The following is a 22,420-nucleotide window of genomic DNA, read 5'->3' on the forward strand; positions in this document are numbered from 1 at the left end:
CTTTAAAGGTAACAAGGATGCTCCTTATATTATCAATTAACGATGAAAAATTCTATTTTCAAATGTAAAGCGATCTTTTTTGTCATCAGAATTTAAGGATATGAATTGCAAGAAAATACTATTTTCTTGCTAACTTAAACTTATTAGTTTTAATCTTAAAATTAACTTGTATTAATTACTATTAAACACATATTCAAGCTTTTATTAACAGTAAAGTTAGCTCTTGGTACTTGAATTATGTATGTAGCTGTATGGCCTGGGAATGTATATCCCTTGGGTGCTAGTTGGGATGGAAAAGGTACGAATTTTGCTTTGTTTTCGGAAAATGCAACAGGTGTAGAACTTTGCTTATTTGATGCTGATAATCATGAAATTCGCTTGATATTAAGAGAAAAAAATAATTTTGTTTGGCACGCTTATCTACCAGGAGTAGGGCCTGGCCAACGCTATGGTTTTAGAGTACATGGCCCTTGGGCCCCAGAACTTGGTCATCGCTTTAACCCTAATAAACTATTAATTGATCCCTATGCCAAGGCAATTGATGGGGAAATTATTGATGCCGCAGCTATTTTTGGTTATTCTTTAGATGCGCCAGAGCAAGACTTAGCTTTTTCTGATTTAGATAATGCCGAAACTATGCCGAAGTGTATTGTTGTCGATCAATCCTTTGACTGGGGAGACGACCAACTTCTTCGTAGACCGTGGCACGAAACTATTATTTATGAAACTCACGTTAGAGGTTTTACTAAATTACACCCAGAAATTCCAGAAGAATTACGTGGTACTTATGCAGGGCTGGCACATCCAGTTGCAATTCAATATCTCCAACAACTAGGAATCACATCTGTGGAATTGATGCCTGTACATCACTTTTTATCTTCTCCAGGATTTCTGGTAAATAAAGGACTTAAAAACTATTGGGGCTACGATTCCATTAATTATTTCACCCCCTACTCTGGTTACAGTGCTAGTGGCTCAGTCGGACAACAAGTGACCGAGTTTAAGCAGATGGTCAAGGACTTACACTCTGCTGGCATTGAAGTAATTTTAGATGTAGTTTATAACCACACTGGCGAAGGCAATCATTTAGGGCCAACATTATCGCTACGAGGCATCGATAATGCTGTGTACTACCGCTTGGTCAAAGATAATTCCCGCTACTACATGGACTTCACAGGCTGCGGCAACTCCCTGAATGTGCGTCATGCCCAAGTTCTGAAGTTAATCATGGATAGTCTGCGCTATTGGGTAACAGAAATGCATATTGATGGCTTTCGCTTTGATTTAGCCTCAGCATTAGCGCGAGAACTATATGAAGTAGATAATCTTGCAGCTTTTTTTGATATTATCCATCAAGATCCAATTCTGGCAGATGTAAAGCTGATTGCTGAACCTTGGGATTTGGGAGAAGGCGGTTATCAGGTTGGTAATTTTCCTTTACGTTGGTCTGAATGGAATGGCAGATATCGTGATACTGTGAGGGATTTTTGGCGTGGTGAAGATGATAGCCTGGGGCAATTTGCTTATTGTTTTACCGGAAGTCCTGACCTTTACCAAGCAAACGGGCGTAATCCCAGTGCTAGTATTAATTTCGTCACTGCTCATGATGGCTTCACGCTCAATGATTTGGTCAGCTACAACGAAAAGCATAATCAGGCCAATGGTGAAGATAGTCGGGATGGGGAAAGCCATAATCGGTCTTGGAATTGCGGTGTAGAAGGAGAAACCAATGACCAAGATGTAATCCGCTTACGGCAACGTCAGCGACGCAACTTTTTAACAACTCTAATGCTGTCTCAAGGCATACCCATGCTATTAGGAGGGGATGAAATTGGTTTCACCCAGAAGGGTAACAACAATGTATACTGCCAAGATAATGAAATTTCCTGGCGTGATTGGAGTTTACAAAAGTATAATTCCGAACTACTAGACTTTACCCGCGAACTGATTTATTTTCGTCATCAGCATCCAGTATTTCGACGGCGTAAGTGGTTTCAAGGTCGTCCTATTCACGGTTTTGGGATCAGTGATATTGGTTGGTTTAATGCCGATGGTAGCGAAATGACTGAAAAGCAGTGGCTAGTTAGTTATGCCAAAGCTATGGAAATTTTCTTAAATGGCGAGGGTATTGTTACTCCTAGCCCCCGTGGTGAACGGATTATTGATGAAAGCTTTTTGCTATTCTTTAATGCTCATTACGAAACGATTGAGTTTGCTTTACCCAATGTTTTCCAAGGCAGGGAATGGGAAATAGTTATTGACACCAACGAATCTCGCTTCATTAGCCCCGGAAAGTTGGTTATGGGTGAGCAAACTGTGCCAGTTACAGACCGCTCTCTCATAGTGTTACGTCGTCTTGCTTCGTAAGATAAAAATCTTATGAGCGATTGAGCGATCGCGCCTATGACAAAATAAAAAATTGAGTGATATAGGGTGAAGTGCGATCAGAAAAGCGATCGCACTTCACAATGGTCATTTGAAGTATAAAGTAGACTCCGTTAAAACCTACTTACTATAGGAATCCGGTTTGATTACTGAAATCACTTGCTTCGGTAGGCAATAGGCAAAAGGCAATAGGATTTCAGAAGATTAAGGTGTACCGAATTTTTTTCAAAAATCAAATATGAGTCCTATATTCGAGGGAACTAATGTACTTATTTGGTGTATTAATATTATCATCGTAGACAGAGTAACCACCCAATAAAACACGTTGGTTTTGCACAAAGAACTTGAATGGTAGCTCTCGTTGCACTTTTTTGATGAAAAGCCAGAGTAATAAGTATAAAATCAATATCTTGGCGGTAAATATACCATTAGTAAACATACTTAAGTATGGGCTGACATAAGTTCGTAGCGAATTGACAGACACATAGTGCGTTAGCGTTACGGCACGTTCGCGGCAGCGTCTCGCAGAGAAGTGCGGAAAAAGCGCCCGCCATTTTTGAAGCCCCTATTGCTCCCCCTGCTCTCTTCGTTGACTTGATCAGCACTTCTTTTTGTATTTCTTTATGTCTAACAAAAAGAAGTGCTAAATGTGGATAGTAATATTAAAAAATTCTCGGTATGTGTCGCTCAATCTACAGGTTTTTTAGATGATGAAACAGAGGCAGGCAAGTATATACAAATACACTCACCTACTTTGGAGTGTTTTGTTGGTGTTGGTAATTTGGAATCTACCCCAATCCGCTTTAGCAGATGTCAATCCACAGGAGATAAATGCAATTATTCGAACACGGGATATTGCCCTGCAAGCCCTAAACACGCGCGATTTTAGCAAAATACAGCCTTACTTGCACCCAAATTTCACAATTACAACAGTTGATAATCAGACTTTTAACAAAGTTCCTGAATTTGAAAAGTACTGGAATCAGCAGTTTTCCAGTTCTATTAAAGATATCAAAATGCAACTCAAGGGAGATACTCTCAGAACATTTCTTACTCCAGAAATAGATGTTGCCTCTGGAGAAGCGATCGCATCTTTCTCTTTCAAAGATGGCAAAGCGGCTGATATGGCGTTGCGATGGACAGCAGTGCTGCAAAAACTCCAAGATAAATGGACGATTCAATCGCTACATTTCTCCTCCAATCTGCTGAATAACCCGGTGTTGAATGCTGCTCAACAATTGGGACAGATTCTAGCAGTTGCAGCAGGGGTAGGCGGTTTCCTTCTGGGAGCAGCGACGATGCTATTATTACGTCGCAGGATTAAGCCACGAAGCAAAGGGACATAACAAATAAAGTGGGAAGAAGCATTTATCAGCCCAGTAAAAATATTAGTTTTCATCGCCGTCTCAAAGCAACCATAATAGTTTTATTAGTTTGGGGTGGCGTGAGTTTGCTGCACTGGCTACCAGAAACACAATGGTTGATGCTGGGATTAACGGCAATCCTGACTGTGCAAACATTACGGATGCTGTTAGCAAAACCAGTAGCGGCGGTGATGGAGAGTGAGATTTATTTACTGCCAGTCTCGATTTTAGTTCCGGCTAAAAATGAAAGTTTAGTATTGCCTGATTTAGTTTACAGCTTATGCCAATTGAACTATCCAAGCGATTCCCTAGATATCTGGGTTATTGATGATGGGAGTACCGATGAAACCCCCCAGGTTTTGAGGGAATTACAAACTCAATTTCCATCTTTGCAAGTTCATCGACGGGAATCAATAGGTGGGAAATCAGGGGCTTTGAATGCGGTGTTTCCTTTTACCCAAGGGGAGATTATTCTAATCTGTGATGCGGATGCTCAATTAAGAGCCAATTTTCTCCAGCAAACAGTACCTCTATTTCAGAAGCAAGCGATCGGTGCAGTGCAAGTGCGAAAAGCAATTTCTAATGCTAATACCAATTTCTTAACCCGTTGTCAGCAGATGGAAATGAACTGTGATAGCTTTCTGCAAACCCATCGCATTGCTATTGGTGGTATGTCTGAACTGCGGGGTAATGGGATGTTAGTTCGTCGGGAATTGTTAGAAAAGTGTCAAGGTTGGAATGAAAACACTGTCACCGATGATTTGGATCTTTGCTTCAAACTCTATTTAGCAGGTGCGGAAATTGAGTTTGTGACAGTTCCATCAATTCAGGAAGAAGGTGTAACCACTTGGGAAAAACTTTGGAATCAACGTTCTCGTTGGGCTGAAGGTGGCTATCAGCGTTACCTAGATTATTTTCCGCAAATTATTACTTTGGGTTGGGCAAAAGAAATTGATTTACTATTGTTTTTTCTATTGCAATTTCTTCTACCAATTGGGCTAATTCCGGATTTACTTTGGACAATATTTTATAGCCATCATCCAGTTCTGTTTCCCCTCCAGACACTACTCAGCATCATTTTGACAATTGCCTTTATTGCTGGACTTTATCAATTTCAAAATTTACGAGGATGGTCTTTGCTTTGGGCAACAATTCAAGGGTCATTCTACATGGTGCATTGGATTCCTGTGATGATTGTGACGACTTTAAAGATGTGTGTGCCAAGAGAGCGATCGCGCTGGATAAAAACTGAGCATTGTGGTAAAAATACTAGCAGTGATTATGGAAATAAATAAGGTAAAATTCAAGATGATTATCAAATAATAATTACTTATGATATGGCAACCGATTGAAGATATCTTATCAAGTTGGCAAAGTTTAGCTAGTTCTGAATTACCGCCTTTAGTCACTGTTTGGAATGAGCAGGCAGAGCGGCTTCGCGCATCTGGTGAGTTTAAAGCCTTCATGGAAAGACTACGCCGCGAAATAGCCATTGAAACTGGAATTATTGAGCGATTATACAACATAGATAGAGGAATAACTCGCCTTTTAATTGAACAAGGAATTAACGAAGCTCTGATTCCTCATGGAGCTACAGATCGTCCTGTAAAGCAAGTAGTTTCTTTAATCAGGGATCAGGAAACTGCAATTGAGGGACTGTTTGATTTCGTCGGTGGGCAAAGAAATTTATCAACCTCCTATATAAAGCAGTTACATCAGGTTCTAACCCAGAACCAAGAATATACAGAGGCTTTAATTCCATCGACAGGGGAAATTGTTCGTGTTTCTCTCATAATGGGTGACTGGAAGCGTCTACCTAACAATCCGATGAGACCAGATGGCATTATTCACGAATACTGCCCCCCAGAACAAGTGGCATCTGAAATGGACAGGTTGATTGAATTGCATCATCAACATCGAAATCAGCAAATTCCTCCTGAAGTTGAATCAGCTTGGTTGCATCATCGATTTACACAGATTCATCCCTTTCAAGATGGAAATGGCCGAGTTGCTCGATGTATTGCCAGCTTAGTTTTTATTCAAGCTGGTTGGTTTCCCCTAGTTCTTACTCGTGATGATCGTGCAGATTATATTGCAGCTTTAGAGCAGGCAGATCAAGGCGATTTGTCAAAATTGATTGATCTGTTCGGCAAGAGCCAAAAGCAAGCTTTTATCCGCAGTCTTGGCTTATCAGAACAAGTCTTATCAGAGTCACGACGTACTCAGGTTATTATTGCTTCCATTGCTGAAAAGCTGAAGCAAAATCAATCAGCATCTATTCAAGAGCGCAGTCGAAAAGTTGAACATTTTGCTTCAAAGTTATTTGAGATAGCCTCTAATCGCTCACAAGATGTTGCTAATGAAATCAAGCTATCCGTGCAAAATTTAGTGGATGATGCTGATGCTTTTATAATTAGTGCGCCTGCTGGTGATACTCGTTCATATTACCACCGCTACCAGATTGTAGAGACGGCTAAAAAGTTAGGATACTTTGCTAATACTCGTAACTATCATACCTGGATACAGTTAGTTATTAATATAGGAATATCAACGACAATTTTGCTTTCTTTTCATGTTCTTGGACATGAGTATCGCGGCTTACTTGTGTGTTCTGCGTGTGCATACCACAGAGATAATGTAGAAGATGGTGAGCGCAACATTAGTGACATTCAAGCTCTAGCAGATTCTCCATTCCAGTTCTCTTATGCTGATGAAGAGGGTAATCTAACAGAGCGTTTTAAGCAGTGGTTAGAAGATGTAATTGTGACCGGTTTGGAATATTGGAATAAGAGTCTGTGAAAACGATATCTATGACGAGCTACGCCATTTCCAATAAATTCCCAGCCTATAATTACCCTAAACAGATCCAATAACAACCAAAAGTCAACAAAGAATCATGTTGGATTTGCTGATTCAAAACGGGTTAGTTTTCGATGGCTTAGGCTCTCCACCTGTTCGCGGAGATATCGGCATTCAAAACGGACAGATTGTCACCATTGCACCCTCCTTAACACCCCCAGCGTGTGAAGTGGTTGATGCTTCTGGGTTATGGGTGATACCTGGATTTATAGATATTCATACTCATTACGATTTAGAGTTAGAAATTGCACCAGGATTGAGCGAATCAGTTCGTCATGGTGTTACTAGCGTGGTTATTGGTAACTGTAGCTTGTCTGTTGCGATCGCAGAACCCCAAGTACTGGCTGATATTTTTCAGAGGGTAGAGACGCTTTCTCATCGGCTGATTGCAAAATGGCTACAAAAGTCAGTTTCCTGGCAAACACCAGCAGAATATTTACAGCATTTGCAACAGTTACCCCTTGGCCCCAATGTTGCCCCAATGTTTGGACACAGCGCCTTACGCGCTCATGTGATGGGGTTAGAACGCAGTTTAACTGTACAGCCGACAAAATTTGAACTAAATCTTATGCAGCGCATAGCTAGAGATGCAATAGATGCTGGCTTTATTGGTATTTCTATTGATATGTTTCCCTGGCATCGGATGAGTGGAGAATGGCAAGGCTGCACAATTCCCTCTCAACACGCGAAATTTAAAGAATATGCAATGTTAGCAGATTTGTGCCGGCGGTGCGATCGCGTTTTTCAAGTCACACCCAATTTACAACGACTAGCTTCCTTTGTGGATATTCTGCGTATGGGTTCAGGGATTGGACAAAAACCACTGCGGCTAACAGTCCTCTCAGCCTTAGATGCCGTACACGATCGCAAACTATGGCGAATATTTTCCCCCCTACTTTTTATTTGGAATCGGCTTCTAAATGGGAATGTGCGCTTTCAAACCCTAACTGAACCCTTCACCATTTACTCTGATGGATCTGTGACTCCCTTATTTGAAGAATTTTCCACAGGCGCACAACTCAATGGCTGTCAGTCACGAGAGGAAAGGCAACAACTATGGGCATCAGAAATTTTTCGTCGTCAGTTTCGCCAAGAATGGCTCAATAAACGGCGTAAATCATTCCATCGTCGGTTAGATTTGATGGAAGTTATTCACTGTCCCGAAGCAGGTTGGCAAGGGTTAAGTTTTGCAGAAATTGCTCGTCAAAAGCAACAAGAACCAGTAGATTTATTTATCCACGCATTACAAAAATACGATACAGATTTACGCTGGGTGGCTACAGGAGCAAACGATCGCCTAAAACCACGTTTAGCGATGATGCAGCATCCCTCTATTTTGCCTGGTTTTACCGATGCTGGCGCTCACGTCCGTAACCTGGGCTACTATGATGGAGCTTTGTCTTTGCTCAAACAAGCAGTTACAACGAAGTTTCTTTCACCTGAAGCTGCGATTTGCCGCGTTACTGGCGAACCTGCTGGTTGGTTTCGTCTTGATACGGGAGTTCTCAAAGTTGGTGCGAAAGCGGATATAGTTTTACTCGATCCCAATGCTTTAAATCAGCCAATTAGCCCGCAGGTGCAGATATCAGATCCAGTTTTAGATGGTGAACCTCGGATGGTTAAGCGTGGTTCGGATGAAATTGTGCAAAGAGTTTATATTAATGGGGTTCAGGTTGTTTGTCGGGGTGAAGTGAGCGATCGCTTGGGGCGTGAAAAGTTGGGAACGGTTTTGTCACTATTAACTTAGAGATTATGGGCAAACTACATTGATGTTGTATTGGTCACAGCTTCTAAATTTATGTCAGATTACTTGTTTTCCCAGTTTAAAGCCAACGAATTTAAAGCCTTGCATAAGGAATTATCTAAAGTTCTGGATATTTCACAAGGTCATCTACAAGCTCTCTATGAAGTAATGCAGCAAGAATTTGAACTAGAGGGCTATCCCAAACATAGTCTTCCCAGAAATATTTTTCACTCTCACGATGAAAGTTTTCAGAAATGCTACAAAGATGCTTTAGTTATTGGAGTAGATATTCCAAGTCTCCTGGAAAAAAACAATACTATTTCAAACAAGAAAACAGTTGTAATTGTCGGACAAGATCCTTTAAGAAAAAGTGATAAAAGAGTAGAGGAAATTGATATTGCAACACCCTACGCTTTACATTTGAAGGATTGTCGGGAGAAGTTACCTAATACAAGGCTGTATTTTGATTTGATCAAAGTCTTACTAGATGTAGGATATCAAGTCTACCTCACAGACATTTTCAAGGTATGGGTCAGTGAGGCTAATTGCGATCGCGGTATTCCTCTGAACAACCAAGATTGTAATCGCTTCATTCAAGTTCTGAAGACAGAGTTAGAAATTTTTGAACCAGTTGCGATCGTTACCTGGGGAGAAAAAGCAACTAGTGCGATTAAAAGTATAAAATTAGAAGTCAAACCCCTTGAGTTTCCCCATCCTAGTGGTGCAGCAAATGGTGCTTGGTCTAAACTAATGGGAAAACCAGCAACACGAGAGAACCGGATTAATTTCTGGCAGGAAAAAGTTCTTGACCACTTATCAGGGGTGTAGACAAGGATAATTGCCAGTACGCTACGTTAACGAAAATATAACGCACCATTTTTATGAAAGTAATATTTACGGCGTGTGGAGCGATCACTTTATTCAGGACAGGTATAACTTTGCTATATTAGATAGTGCCTTATACCATTTCTTTGTGAGGCTGCGCCAAACCCTTTTAACTTCTTTCTTTGTGTCTTTTGCGTCCTTTGCGGTTCGTTTTTTTTTCTTCTACTTATGGTTTAGCGCATCTTCATACAGAATTGTTATCACTAATAATTACTCCTAAATAACTTGTAAAATTTGAACAGCAAAAAATCTCTCCATTCTTATGAGTGAAAAACTTCAGACCGAAAAATACGAGCTACAGACAAGCACTAGTATAGAGATAAATCAAGAAAAAGAAAACGAAAAAGTTTTATGTCCTCATTGCCAGCGTACTGCTACAAACGGTATTAAATGTAAAGGTATTTGTGTGGCTGACAATGACTATTAAGGTACAAATTATATTGATTTTTTGTACACTATATTATGATTAATATCAATTCTAATCCTAAACAAAAAGTAAGAAACCGAATTAATAGCCAAATTTTTGATCATCCTTTTACAGACTATTGGGATATTTTTATTCTTAAACATCAACATCCAATTAATATTACTCTACACATTCTAGGAATATTATTTTTTTACAGTTTACTCTTTTATACTTGGAAATTACAAAACTTGTGGTTACTTTTGGGCTTACCGTTAACTCAATTATTGGGATTAACCGGACATTTTTTATTTGAGCGTAGCCATATTGATTTACAAGATGCTGTATTTTCTTGGCGGGCTTCTTATTGTTTAGGTAAAATGTTATTTAGAATTTTGACTGGTAAATATCAAGATGATATTCGCCAACGACAAGAAATATTAAATAATTATCTATCAAACAATTATGCAAATATTCAATAATTGGAATGTAATTGCTAAGGGTTGGTATATTGCCTGTTCTAGTCATGAGATTCCTAAAAAAACAGCAAAGTCTGTAGAAGTATGCGGTCATAAAATTGCTATTTTTAGAGGTGAAGATGGGCAAGTACGGGCTTTAGATGCTTACTGCCCTCATTTGGGGACAGATTTAGGAATTGGGAAGGTTGACGGTAATTGGATTCGTTGTACGTTTCATCATTGGGCATTTGATGAAACAGGGTTTTGTCAAAATATTCCCTGTCAATCAGAAATTCCTACTCAAGCTAAATTGCAAGCTTATGCAACAGAAGAAAAGTATGGATTTATCTGGATTTATCCAGATGCGAAAGCACCAGAGGGAGTGGCTGATTTTGATGAATTGAAGGGTAAAGAAATTGTTGCAAAAGCTGATATTGCATTTGCCAGAAGTTGCCATCACCATATCTGTATGATGAACGGGATTGATGCTCAACATTTAAAAACAATTCATCATTTAGATATCAAAATGGATTTGTCGCTACATCGCAGCGAATTAGGAACACAAATTGACTTTACAATGCGGGGACAATTCCCTCAAACCACTTGGAGAGAAAAGTTAGGTCAAAGATTTCTTGGTTCTACATATCAGTATTCAATGCGTTATGCTCATGGTTGCATTGGCTTGTTAACAATGATGAAGGATGTCAGGCTTTTTCCGCCACTGTTTATGATATATGCTTATACTCCAATTGCACCTGGAAGAACGAGAATTCAACCGATTTATGTAACTGAAAAGCGTCAAGGTATTGTGGGATATCTGCTAAGTCAGTTTTTGCTATTCTGTACGCGCTTGGCTTACTATATGCTCAGGGATGAGGATGGTAAGATTTACGACAATATTCGCTTTAATCCAAAGTTGCTCCTTAGTATTGATCAGCCATTAGCTGAATATATGGACTATGTAAATCAGCTAAAACCGTCTCGATGGTCAAAAAATAGGGGTGTAAAATAGTACATTGGATTAGCGATCGCGTAACTTAACAAAAACTTTGGTAATTTTGGGTTTTTTAAGCTAACTACATCTTAATTCCTTGTAGAGTGGTCAATTTGTATCAAACCTTATGAGAGGTTGCAAGATGTGAATATGAGATTGTAGCGTAGATAACCATTTTGTAATCTGTCACATTACACCATAAATTTACCAATTTGGTCGATAAAGTTTTAAATACAAACATATTACAAATCGACTTTAGGTAATTTCCGAATAATGAAGAGTTTGCTGATTCCTGTTCAAAATTTGCAATCAAGCGATCGCACCGCCATGTATGCGTTGCTGCAAAATCACTTCCAAGGTATAACCTGGGATGGGTTTCTAGCTGATTTAGAGCGCAAAAACTGGGTTTTGTTGTTGAGAGATGAGACATCCAACACACTCAAAGGATTTTCAACTTTGATGTTATGCCAAAAGACTTTTTTGGGAGAAAAAATTAGTGTGGTGTATTCTGGCGACACTATCGTTGATCCTAGTGCTTGGTCGAGTACAACACTACCACGTAGTTGGATTGCCGCCATCAATTTTCTGCGTCAAAATTATGCAGAAAATAAACTTTACTGGCTGCTAATTTGCTCTGGTTTTCGTACTTATCGTTTTCTCCCAACTTTTTGGCAAGATTTCTATCCGCGTTATGATGTTACAACACCTGCCGATGTTACAAATCTGATGGTGAGTTTAGCACGCGAATACTATGGTAGTTTATACCAAAAATCAACTGGCATCGTTAATTTCCCACATCCCCAAATTCTCTGTGAGGCATTAATTGAAATCCCCGCAGGAAGACAGACTAACCCCCATATCCAGTTTTTTGAAGAAAAAAATCCCGGCTATCGATTAGGGGATGAATTAGTTTGTTTAACTGAAATTAACTATGACAATCTCACTCGTGCTGGAAAACGGATGTGGGAGTCAGAATCATCGTTACAATTTGTGCAAGATTGTGTCCTAATTTAACTTTTATGACATCTACAAACCCACAATCAAACTTTAACAATCCGAGACAATTTATAGAGGGATGGTACTGGGCATTAGCATCAAATAAACTAAAAATAGGCAAGGTAAAAGCTATAACTTTGCTAGGTAAAAATCTGGCAATTTATCGGGGAGTTAGTAGTCAGGTAATAGCTATAGATGCTTATTGTCCACACATGGGCGCTCATTTAGCAGAAGGTAAGGTAGAAGGTGATGGAATTCGCTGCTTTTTTCATAATTGGAAGTATGACAGTCGCGGGATTTGTGTAGATGTTCCTTCTCTCGGAAAACCGCTTCCTGTGTGTATTAAAACTTGGCACACGGCAGAAAAATACGGCATAATTTGGGTTTGGGTAGGGGAAGAAAAGCCAAGTTTACTACCCTTTGTACCAGAGCTAGAACAGGTAGATTGTGATTATATATTGGGGACTAAATTTGTCAAAAACTGCCATCCCAATGTTTTGCTAATTAATGCGATTGATGCTCACCATTTCAATACTGTACACAATTTGCCTTTAGAGATTGTATTTGATTCTCAAAACCTCAATCCTAACGCTATTACCTTCAGCAACACTACACGAGGAGGGGATGATTCTTGGTTAATTCGCCTGATTCGTCCTCTATATCGCAACGAAGTTACTTATAGTATGTGTTACTGGTATGGCAGTACTGGCACTGTGACGCTAGGCCCGGATTTTCTGCATTTCTACATTATATTTACACTGCGAATGATCGAAGGTGGTAAAACTGAAGGGCAAACAATTCTTGTCACTCCTAAGCGTCCGGGATTTTGGGGATGGGTTTTAAATCGTGGTTTGTTATGGTTAACCCAGCAGGTTGGTAATTACTTTGCGAAAGGGGATACACAGGTATTTCAAACAATTCAGTTTGATTTAAAGACTCCTACTAAAGCAGATCAATCTATTCTGGAATTTATTCAGCACGTTAATCAACAAAAAGCTTTAAGCTGGGGAAAGTGGGAAACTGTTAATTATCCAGATATTCAAACTCTATCAATACCTAATAGTAATTCGCTATGAAGATATAGTTAATTATTAAACGAACCGCCAAGTACGCCAAGTACGCCAAGAGAGAGAAGGAATAATTATTAAGTGTAAAATTACAGAGAGTTAGTATAACCCTGAATTCACTTTAATTGGACATAAAAAATGAATTTAAAATATAATATTGTCGGTTTTGATCTACCGTACACAGATTCTGATAACCGTTTGCGACGGATATTAACAGCAGCCTTATCTAATCAGAATAATTATGATAGTTATCCACAATTAAATTATTGGGGTGTTGAATTTTTTAACTTACATCAAGTCAAACTTTTTCAACAATCTAATATTAATGAGCAATCTGCTATTTTGGAACTTGCTAACCGCAGTCTGTTAGAAGAATCATATTTTATTGAGAAAGCAGGCGTTGGCTACATGGCAAAAATGGTACTCTTAGCAGAAACAGTTGAAGAACGAATGCTTTATGGATTGTTTACGGCTGATGAAGCTACCCATCTTCACCAAATTAGCCATTTTTTACCAGTAATGGAAGTAACTAGCACGGACGATCCGTTTTTGCGCTTATTATCAGAAGTGGTTGAAAGTGTAGATAAAACAGTTTTGTTGTTTGTGCTGCAAGTCGTTTTAGAAGGATGGGGTTTAAGCCATTATCGGCGTTTAGCGAAGGAATGCAGCTATCCAGTTTTAGCAGAACTTTTTTCCAGTTTTTTACAATCTGAATCCCGTCATCACGCCACGGGAACCACTTTGTTTAATCAAACTTCTGTTTCTGCATCCAGTCAAACAATAATTCTCGATGTATTGGCACAGTTTTTGTTTATGGTACAGGTGGGGCCACAAAGCTTACTTGCAGCAGTTGAACAAGTGAAAGGACATCTGACGCGATCGCAAAAAATCCAAATTTTAGAAGAACTAGATACAGAGACTCACAGTGGAACGCGATTACAAATATTGCGATCGCTTATGGGGGGAACATCAGCCCAGTCTATCCTGCAAAATTTAGAAGAACGCGGAGCTTTTGAACCACTCCCCGCCCATCAATGTGTGTAAGAAATATCAATCTTATCTCTGCGTTAAATAAAAACGGATATGGAAAAAACTATTCATCGCAAATTACAAATTAACCACACCCGCAACAAACAGCAAGATCATACTGCTTTAATGGATGAAGCAGTTAGCAATTTTCGCTATGAGGATTGTCAAAACGAGTATTGGAACCCAGAGGAATTTTCTCTGTTATATGGTACACCTTTATGGGAACAGTCCAGCCAACATCAGCGTGTAATTTTGAACCAACTTTACTGGGTAGCTTACTACTCACAAATTGTTTCTGCTGAAATTGCAACTATCTTTTTCAATCAAACCAGTGCAGCCGGACTTTACGCCCAAGAAGATTTCCGGTTAATCTGCGATACCTTAGATTTGGAATCCGCCCAAGAGCGATCGCACATTAACGCCTTCCGCACAATTGCCAAACAGGTTGAACAAGCGTTGTTTGGGGAACTTATCTTTACCTACCCGATGCGCGGCCCCTTTACAGAAACGATGGTTTATGCTGACACCAATGCTCTAAAAACTTGGTGGAAAAAAATTCAACTTCAATATTTTGGGCTGATTTCTGCGAATAATACTTTTTTGGCTTGTCAGTATTTCACTGTCCGGGGAGTGCGGACACTAAACGGCAAGTTAGTACAGCACAAACTCAGCAATTATTATCAAAAACATCCCCATCCTGAAGCTGCTCCAATTCCTGCTAAAGTCTCCTATTATCACTTCATGGATGAAAGTTTTCACTTTAATAGTTCGACAATTATATCTCACGATGTTATCACCTGCCTTAAGCCACCGACAGCTTTTGAGCGACTGGTTGCTAATTTAGGGTTGTTGGGATGTCAGCGTGATCATTTTCATTTTTCGGCGGCGATTAACGGGATTTTCTGGTACGATCCGGCGCTGTATGGCAAGATTTATCGGGTGTTGCGATCGCACATTTTTGAGATGAGTGACAAGGATGCTAAAGAAATGATGCGGCGTTGTTTTACGGAGGAATCGGAAGGATTGCAGCGCAGTTTTTCAACTCATCAAGAGGCGATGAAATCTTATCAAGTGTATGTTGAAAAGCTCGATTATGTTTGGCAACGTAATCGGGATATGTCACTGATGGCTACTAATTCAATTTATCGATATTTGGCGACTCAAAAAAGGGCTTTTCAAAATTTTGAACAGCAAGAAGATTTGTTTATATCTCACGCAGAGATGCAGAGCCAGAGAGAGGAATGGAAGAGTGTTGTTTAGGTAAAATTATTGCGTATTATGGCTGACTTCTGTACAATATCCTTTCCAGGAAGCGATTTTGTCCCTATCACTCTGGAATGCCATCAAAGTTTGTCTGAACATCTGACAATTCAAAATTCACCTGTTTTGTTTGGTTGTCGAACTGGAATTTGTGGCACTTGTTTGGTTGAGGTTATTGGTGATATTCCTCCTCCTCAACATGATGAACAGGAAATGCTGGACACCTTAGCAGCTAATCATGCTCATGCGCGGTTAGCTTGTCAGGTTGACATTACAAGTAATATTGAAATTCGCAGGTTGGAAGGATGAATTTGGTTAAATAAAATCATGGAAACTGTAAATATCCATTAAGCTGAAACAAATCTCCCACAGCTTTTATTACGGGTAGAGCATGGAGAAGAAATCATTATTTCTGTTCGAGGAATTCCTGTTGCCAAGTTGGTTCCGTTTCGCACCTCATTAAATCGCCGCGATAGTTTAGGACAGGATAAAGGGCGTTTTGTACTGCCAGAGGACTTTAACGCTCCTTTCCCAGATGAGATGTTGGCAGCATTTGAGGACGGTGAGGAGTGAAACTTTTGCTAGATACGCAGTGTTGGTTATAGTGGTTTGCCCAACCAGAGCGTTTGAATGAGGAAGCGATGTCTACGACGGGCTACGCCTACGCACACATTGCCGATAAAAACAATGAATTATGACTATCAGTTGCCAGTATTTGGAAAATAGGTATAAAAGTTGCTATCGGCAAGCAAGTTGCCACTACCAATCTCTCCTATTTGACCCGATTTCAGACTATTGATAGCCTCTTTTAACTCTTTTTATATCGTTCGGCTGGTTTATTTTTCTGACAACTCTAACATCATAAGTAAGTATAAAATAGCCAAGAAAAAACTCGTGACTGAAGAATTTCGGAAAGGCGATAAGGTGAAGTGGAATACGGCACAGGGTGAAACTACTGGCAAAGGAGAAAAAAAATTAACTTCACCCATAGATATTGGTGGACATCATGTTGCTGCCTCAAAGGATAATCCACAATATCTAGTGAAAAGCGACAAAACTGGAAAAGAAGCTGCTCATAAGTTCGATGCTCTTGAGAAAATTGAAGAATGAGGTAATCTTGAAAAACCAAGCCTAGTTTTATATGTTGGTGAAACTAACCCTGAACAAATAACTCAAGACAAAAATAGAGTAAGCATTGATTAACATTTGGAAGTTAGAACTGTAATCGTCATTTAACGCGCCAAAACTTATATAAATGGAAAAGATTATCTCGATTGCTTGGAATAGGTGGTTGAAACGGCACAAAGAATCTGTTTTACTATTTGACTCAATTGCTGCCGCTAGTGAGATTGCCCTTATGCTTAATGGTCAGTGGGATAGCTGCAATGGTGTGATAATTGATAAATGTGATGAGATAGCTCTTAACACTGCTGCCAAATTATTAGAAGCTACATGGTGTTATCAAGGTGATGAAAAAGCTGTTTTACACAGAGTAACAACGAATGAAATTTTACGCCGTTATGCAATGGGAGAAAGAAATTTTATTAATGCTAACTTGAAGTGTGCAGTACTTGCATCAGTGAAGCTAAGTGAAATTAACCTAAGTTATGCGTCATTGAGTTGGGCAGACCTAAGTCAAGCCAATCTAAGTAAAGCGGATTTAACAGCAGCAGACTTAAGTGAAGCTAATTTAAGTGGAGCCGACTTGAATAAGGCATATCTAATGAGGACGAATCTAAAGAGGGCAGACTTGCAACAAACTTCACTGCGGGGGGCTAACCTAAGTAGGGCTAACTTAAGTGAAGTTAATCTCACTAATGCAGATTTAACTGGAGCTAATCTATCATTAGCAGACCTAAGAGGAGCAAAATTTCACTTTTGCAATTTGAGTGGGGTTAACCTAACAGGTGCTAAGTTAATTGAAAATGACTTGGCTTTTGCTAGACAATGACCACTGCACAAATATGTAAATAAAATTCGCATTATTGATATTTTTCAGTCAGATAGTTAACATAATCTACTTCAACATTTTCACTTGATATTTCTGTACCTTTTACAATCCCTCGCAGTCGGGACAAGTTACCCTTTTTCAATTCAGAACCAGTTTCTTGCTGTAGCGACTCCAAAAGCACCTGCACTAATGTCCAGCCGTAGGCGTAGCCAGCCGTAAGCATCGCTAATTGGTAAGCTGTTCGTCATCTAGTTTTACAGGGCAATCTAAGGCAGCAAATGGGTTTAGGCACTAAATTATCAAATTTAGATGCGCGTCAGCTTAACTCTAATACCTGCTTTTGTAATTGTTGTAATGTCATGATCATTTTCCCATGTCAGGCTATCTCACCTTTAATTGTAAATTAGCTCTTTTGGAATTCGATAGATACAGCAATGCAGTTCTAGCCAAGACATTGCCATAATTTAAATACGATCGCTCCCACTCACCATGCAATTTGCAGATTTCTGGTATATTGTCGCACTCAGCGAAGAGTTACAACCTAACAAGGTATTACCACGAACCGTTTTAGGAGAATGGTTAGCGATATTTCGCGGTGAAGATGGACAACCCGTAGCTTTGCGCGATCGCTGTTTACACCGCAATAGCCGTCTATCATCAGGTAAAATCTGTGATGGTGCTTTACAATGTCCCTATCATGGTTGGGTATATGACGGCGTTGGAAACGTTATTGCAGTTCCAGCCGAAGGAGATGATTTCAAACCTTCCCCACAGCGTCGAGGCAAGTGTTACGCTACCAAAGAACAGGATGGCTATGTTTATGTGCGGTTAGCCGATACCCCAAGTGTTGATCTTCAACCCTTTTCTATGCCTCACTACGGACAAACAGGATGGGAGACGGTACGGGTAATTAACCGTTTTGCTAACAATGTGACTAATTGTGCAGAGAACTTTATTGATATACCCCATACGGCTTTTGTTCATCCTGGTGTTTTCCGTACTTCTCGCCAACAAAAGTTAGAGATGACTGTAGAACGCTACAATGGTTCAGTTTTGGTGGAGTATCGCAACGAAAACAGTAATTTGGGATGGTACAGCCGTTTTCTGAATTTGCAGAATGCAGAGATTAAACATAGCGATCGCTTTTATATGCCAAATATTACCTCTGTAGAGTATAAGATGGCACTGAATCGCCATTTGTTCATTACCAGTCAATCTATTCCAGAAACCGATAATTCAACTCTGGTTTACACCGATGTCACCTATAACTATGGTATTTGGAATAAATTAGCACGTCCCTTTGTGCGGTGGACTGCTCAACACATTATCCGCCAAGACGTGGAAATTTTGGGTATTCAGGGGGAAGCGATCGCTAAATATGGGACACAATTTTATAATACCCCTGCGGACACAATTCATATATTTGTAGAGTCAATTATGGCAGCAATATCTCGTGGAGAAGATCCGCGTTTATTGCCAAATCAATCAGTAAAAGTTACATTTTGGGTTTAAGAGGTTGTTTGAAAAGTATATTAGCTGTGATTTTAGGCACTTGTTGATCCTCCCTAACCCACGCCAGTCGCTCCACTTGGGGAGACCCCAAGACCGCGCTGGCTCCCCTTAAAAAGGGTGGAACTGGAATCAAAGTCCCCCTTTTTAAGGGGGATTTAGGGGGATCTAAAACGTTTTGCTACTAATAGCAATTCTGTATGAAGATGCGCTAACCCATATTTAAGTACAAGGAAAAAGAAAGAGAAACGAACCGCAAAGGGCGCAAAGGATACAAAGAAAGAAAGAAGTTAAAAGAGTTTGGCGCAGCCTCACAAAGAAATGGTATAAGAAAAGGACTTTTCAAACATCCTCTAAGAATAATTCGTAATTAATCAATATCAGTATGAGCAATCAGAAGTGGGAATCCAAAACTTTGCACAACTACTAATTTTTGGCTCTTTTATCGGATTAGTTGGTTGGACTATTACCAATCAGGTGGGACGAACTCAACTTCAAGTGAAAAGTCGTGAAGATTGGCTAATAGATGTTGCAGGATTGACTATTCAAGGAATTTTGATTCCTTTACTACAAGCTACTTTAGTTTATTGGCTTTATCAACATTTATTACCCACTCAACAAGGATATTTAAAAGTATCATTAATTCCGGCTTTTATTATCAGTTTTGTTGTGGTTGATTATTTATATTATTGGAATCATCGTTTATTACATACTAAATTGTTGTGGAAAGTTCATCAAGTCCATCATACTGTTACTCAGATGGATGTATTAGGAACTTCTCGCAACACACTTTGGACAAGTTTGTTAATTATTTATTTATGGATACACACTTTGTTTTTGTATCTGTTAGCCGATCCTACAGGTTATTTACTTGGAGTCAGTCTAACTTCTGCCTTAGATTTATGGCGACATAGCCGCTTGATAATTCCAGTAAATACCAGGCTATATCAATTTTTATCTTCTTGGTTAATCTTACCACAGGATCATGCTTGGCATCATTGCCATGAAAATTATAACTATGCGGCTAATTTGAAAATTTGGGATAAGTTACATGGAACATACTATGAAAGCGAAAAGTTGCCATCTATAATTGGAATTCCTAGCTCATTAAACTTGTTTCAAAAACTTTTATTCCCATTTTAATGACAATTATCAGCAAAATTCTTTCGTTTTTTCCCACCTTTATATTATTGCTAACTGGGGCAGCAATAATCTACCTCGCCTATTCACCCAACATTTTCAGCATTTTGGCGGTGTTCCTTTCTATTTATGGGCTACCAGTGTTAGTTTACCGCTTGCATGAATGGGTTTATCCTGTGCGCGAGGGTATTAGTTATCTACTAGGTGAAGAATATAGTCCCTGGTGGGGTAGTCATCAAATCCAGGTAATTTATATTGCAATTCCGGTGTTGGAAGCAGTGCTGCGATTGATTCCAGGGGTGTTTTCTTGTTGGTTGCGATTGTGGGGTGCTAAAGTGGGGCGAGATGTATACTGGACAACAAGATTGGAGATTGCCGATCGCAGTTTATTAGAAATTGGCGATCGCGTCGTTGTCGGGCATGGTGTCGGTATCTATTGCCACATCATTAAACCCCGCAAGCAAAATTTAATGTTATATGTCAAAAAAGTCAAGATTGGTAGCAATGTCTTTGTGGGGGCTGGATCTAATCTTGCTCCCGGTGTAGTCGTTGCTGATGGTTCTTATTTACCAGCAGCCACCAAGCTTTATCCTAATCAAAAGGTGCAATAATGCGTCCGATTATTCAGCTTTTTGGGCAAATCCTCGCGCCAACTGCGAGGCGATTTCATCAAGCTTTGGATAACCCAGAGTTAACGCAGATATCTGTACAGAGGGAGATTTGCGATCTCCTCATTAAAAGTGAGTATGGTAAAACTTTGGGAATTCATTCTGTAGACCATTGGCAGCGTGTGCCAATTGTAGATTATGATGCGCTCGAACCCTACTTAAATCACAAACAGCATCAAATTTCTCTCACTCCCGAACCCATTTTATTCTATGAAAAAACCTCTGGTAGTAGTGGGGCGGTAAAATGGATTCCTTATACTCAATCTTTGCGGCGATCGTTTAATCAGATGTTCTGTGTATGGGCGCATGATTTGATTGTACATGGCCCGAAATTTTCTACAGGCAAGATTTATGCTTGTATTTCGCCGCAATTAAATATAGCTGATAGCCAAACTTTACAAGATGATTTAGATTACTTAGATGGTTGGCTGCGTTGGTTTTTGCGTACTTGGTTGGTGATGCCAAATAAACTTAATCGACTGCATGACGCGAACTTGTTTAAACATCAATTGGCTTTGGCATTATTAGAGGCTGAAAAACTAGAAATTATTTCTATTTGGAGTCCTAGCTTTCTACAAGTACATTTAAAATATATTCAAGAAAATCAGGATTTATTGCGAGAAGAATTACACAACCGGATTTCACATCATCGGCTGCAACTCCTCAGCGAAAGTAATATTCCCTGGATGCAACTCTGGCCAAATTTGAAGCTGATTTCTTGCTGGGATAGTGCCAATGCAGCAGATCAAGCGCAAGGATTAAGATTAAAATTTCCAGGTGTATTAGTTCAAGGTAAAGGACTACTAGCAACGGAAGCCCCAATGACGATTCCCATGATCGTCGCTGGGGGATGTGTGCCGGTTCTCGATGAAGTTTTTTTCGAGTTTGAGGATGAGACTGGTTCAGTGTATGGTTTGCATGAACTCAACATTGGCAAGGAATACACGATTATTTTATCCCAGAAAGGGGGATTGTATCGTTATCGAATTGGCGATCGCATCCGCGTTACTCATTACTATCGCCACACTCCCTGTTTAGAGTTTCTCGGACGACATCAAGCTGTTAGCGATTTGGTGGGCGAAAAGTTGCAAGAAACTTTTGTAAATAATGCTCTGACTATGTTGAATTTGCAAGAAACTAATTTTAAAAGCTTGATGCCCATTGCCGATCCTCCACACTATATTCTATTACTAGATTCGGCAAAAGAAACCCCAGAAATTATTGCTGAAAAACTGGATCGGACTTTATCAGAATCATATCACTATCAAAGAGCTAGAGCCATCGGTCAACTTGCACCACCACAGGTTTTAATCTCTAGTCAAATCCCTGAAGTGTTAGTTTACCATCGTATTCGCACTGGAAGTATTTGGGGAGGTATTAAGCATCCAATTCTAGCAACTTCACCCATTAGCACTGAATTTTTACAAGAATTGAAGTTGGAAATTTACCAGAAATAGCTAACCTCTGAATTTTGATGATTTCCTTGCTGTCCTTATTTATTTAGTAATTTCCCAATAGTCATCATCTGCGATCGCCTCTGTGGTATGTTGATTTGGATAATTTATTTATTGGAAATACCTAAGTCTTAAAAAGCACATTTCAGATGTGAGTCCCGGAGATGGGATGTTTTTTTACTATCAATAAATTAATGTAATTTCGTTCTGTAAATTTTGAAAAATGTAGAAGAATACTACAAGCAGTTCAATAT

At 39.5% G+C, this 22,420-nt stretch carries 21 protein-coding genes and 1 pseudogene; 21 read left to right on the plus strand and 1 reads right to left on the minus strand.

The window, feature by feature from the left end:
* Positions 1–237 precede the first annotated feature (237 nt).
* The 17 genes and pseudogenes from glgX (at position 238) to GNF10_RS15320 (ending at position 17,395) form a co-directional block, all read left to right on the plus strand.
* A complete protein-coding gene (glgX, locus tag GNF10_RS15240) occupies positions 238–2,367 on the plus strand; it encodes a glycogen debranching protein GlgX (RefSeq protein ID WP_185587059.1) in 2,130 nt (709 codons plus the stop codon).
* Positions 2,368–3,092: 725 nt separating this feature from the next.
* Positions 3,093–3,731 carry a nuclear transport factor 2 family protein gene (locus GNF10_RS15245; protein WP_185587058.1) on the plus strand — a complete coding sequence of 213 codons (639 nt, stop codon included), beginning with the start codon at positions 3,093–3,095 and terminating at the stop codon, positions 3,729–3,731.
* Between the two features lie 8 nt (positions 3,732–3,739).
* A complete protein-coding gene (locus tag GNF10_RS15250; RefSeq protein ID WP_185587055.1) occupies positions 3,740–5,044 on the plus strand; it encodes a glycosyltransferase family 2 protein in 1,305 nt (434 codons plus the stop codon).
* Positions 5,045–5,081: 37 nt separating this feature from the next.
* Positions 5,082–6,548, plus strand: a complete 1,467-nt coding sequence (locus GNF10_RS15255) for a Fic family protein (protein WP_185592534.1) — start codon at positions 5,082–5,084, stop codon at positions 6,546–6,548.
* A gap of 97 nt (positions 6,549–6,645) precedes the next feature.
* Entirely contained in the window at positions 6,646–8,355 is a 1,710-nt protein-coding gene (locus GNF10_RS15260; protein ID WP_185585606.1) for an amidohydrolase family protein, read from the plus strand.
* A gap of 51 nt (positions 8,356–8,406) precedes the next feature.
* Positions 8,407–9,180 (plus strand): uracil-DNA glycosylase, encoded by a 774-nt coding sequence (locus GNF10_RS15265; protein ID WP_185585607.1) that lies wholly within the window; start codon positions 8,407–8,409, stop codon positions 9,178–9,180.
* 319 nt (positions 9,181–9,499) lie between these two features.
* Positions 9,500–9,664, plus strand: coding sequence for a hypothetical protein (locus GNF10_RS15270; protein ID WP_185607179.1), 165 nt, complete (start codon positions 9,500–9,502; stop codon positions 9,662–9,664).
* Positions 9,665–9,699: 35 nt separating this feature from the next.
* On the plus strand, positions 9,700–10,122 hold the full coding sequence (locus GNF10_RS15275; RefSeq protein WP_185607180.1) for an Mpo1-like protein: 423 nt from the start codon (positions 9,700–9,702) through the stop codon (positions 10,120–10,122).
* A complete protein-coding gene (locus tag GNF10_RS15280) occupies positions 10,106–11,110 on the plus strand; it encodes an aromatic ring-hydroxylating dioxygenase subunit alpha (RefSeq protein ID WP_185582951.1) in 1,005 nt (334 codons plus the stop codon). Before GNF10_RS15275 ends, GNF10_RS15280 begins: the two co-directional genes overlap by 17 nt.
* Positions 11,111–11,365: 255 nt before the next feature.
* Positions 11,366–12,106 carry a hypothetical protein gene (locus GNF10_RS15285; protein WP_185582954.1) on the plus strand — a complete coding sequence of 247 codons (741 nt, stop codon included), beginning with the start codon at positions 11,366–11,368 and terminating at the stop codon, positions 12,104–12,106.
* A 5-nt stretch (positions 12,107–12,111) separates the two neighbouring features.
* Entirely contained in the window at positions 12,112–13,164 is a 1,053-nt protein-coding gene (locus tag GNF10_RS15290) for an aromatic ring-hydroxylating dioxygenase subunit alpha (RefSeq protein WP_185582955.1), read from the plus strand.
* Positions 13,165–13,293: 129 nt separating this feature from the next.
* Positions 13,294–14,199: a ferritin-like domain-containing protein gene (locus tag GNF10_RS15295; RefSeq protein WP_185582957.1), complete on the plus strand. Its 906-nt coding sequence runs from the start codon at positions 13,294–13,296 to the stop codon at positions 14,197–14,199.
* Positions 14,200–14,238: 39 nt separating this feature from the next.
* A complete protein-coding gene (locus tag GNF10_RS15300) occupies positions 14,239–15,444 on the plus strand; it encodes a P-aminobenzoate N-oxygenase AurF (protein WP_185582959.1) in 1,206 nt (401 codons plus the stop codon).
* Positions 15,445–15,462: 18 nt separating this feature from the next.
* Positions 15,463–15,753, plus strand: a complete 291-nt coding sequence (locus GNF10_RS15305) for a 2Fe-2S iron-sulfur cluster-binding protein (RefSeq protein ID WP_185582961.1) — start codon at positions 15,463–15,465, stop codon at positions 15,751–15,753.
* An 18-nt stretch (positions 15,754–15,771) separates the two neighbouring features.
* A pseudogene (locus GNF10_RS15310) lies at positions 15,772–16,017 on the plus strand (type II toxin-antitoxin system Phd/YefM family antitoxin).
* Positions 16,018–16,338: 321 nt separating this feature from the next.
* A complete protein-coding gene (locus tag GNF10_RS15315) occupies positions 16,339–16,554 on the plus strand; it encodes a DUF2945 domain-containing protein (RefSeq protein WP_185582963.1) in 216 nt (71 codons plus the stop codon).
* Between the two features lie 145 nt (positions 16,555–16,699).
* Positions 16,700–17,395: a pentapeptide repeat-containing protein gene (locus GNF10_RS15320; protein ID WP_185582966.1), complete on the plus strand. Its 696-nt coding sequence runs from the start codon at positions 16,700–16,702 to the stop codon at positions 17,393–17,395.
* 31 nt (positions 17,396–17,426) lie between these two features.
* Here the strand turns inward: GNF10_RS15320 and GNF10_RS15325 are convergent, their stop codons facing one another.
* Entirely contained in the window at positions 17,427–17,618 is a 192-nt protein-coding gene (locus GNF10_RS15325) for a hypothetical protein (protein ID WP_185582968.1), read from the minus strand.
* A 266-nt stretch (positions 17,619–17,884) separates the two neighbouring features.
* Between GNF10_RS15325 and GNF10_RS15330 the strand changes: the two genes are divergently transcribed.
* The 4 genes from GNF10_RS15330 to GNF10_RS15345 all read left to right on the plus strand — a co-directional run bounded on the left by GNF10_RS15330 (position 17,885) and on the right by GNF10_RS15345 (position 22,169).
* Positions 17,885–18,907, plus strand: a complete 1,023-nt coding sequence (locus GNF10_RS15330) for an aromatic ring-hydroxylating dioxygenase subunit alpha (RefSeq protein WP_185582971.1) — start codon at positions 17,885–17,887, stop codon at positions 18,905–18,907.
* Positions 18,908–19,303: 396 nt separating this feature from the next.
* Entirely contained in the window at positions 19,304–20,047 is a 744-nt protein-coding gene (locus GNF10_RS15335) for a sterol desaturase family protein (protein WP_185582972.1), read from the plus strand.
* Complete coding sequence (locus GNF10_RS15340) at positions 20,047–20,655, plus strand: acyl transferase (RefSeq protein ID WP_185582974.1); 609 nt, start codon at positions 20,047–20,049, stop codon at positions 20,653–20,655. The genes GNF10_RS15335 and GNF10_RS15340 overlap by 1 nt, the downstream gene beginning before the upstream one ends.
* On the plus strand, positions 20,655–22,169 hold the full coding sequence (locus tag GNF10_RS15345; protein ID WP_185582976.1) for a GH3 auxin-responsive promoter family protein: 1,515 nt from the start codon (positions 20,655–20,657) through the stop codon (positions 22,167–22,169). Before GNF10_RS15340 ends, GNF10_RS15345 begins: the two co-directional genes overlap by 1 nt.
* Positions 22,170–22,420: the final 251 nt, after the last annotated feature.

Origin of the sequence: Nostoc sp. UCD121 (assembly GCF_014222285.1) — a bacterium.
GTDB lineage: Bacteria > Cyanobacteriota > Cyanobacteriia > Cyanobacteriales > Nostocaceae > Nostoc.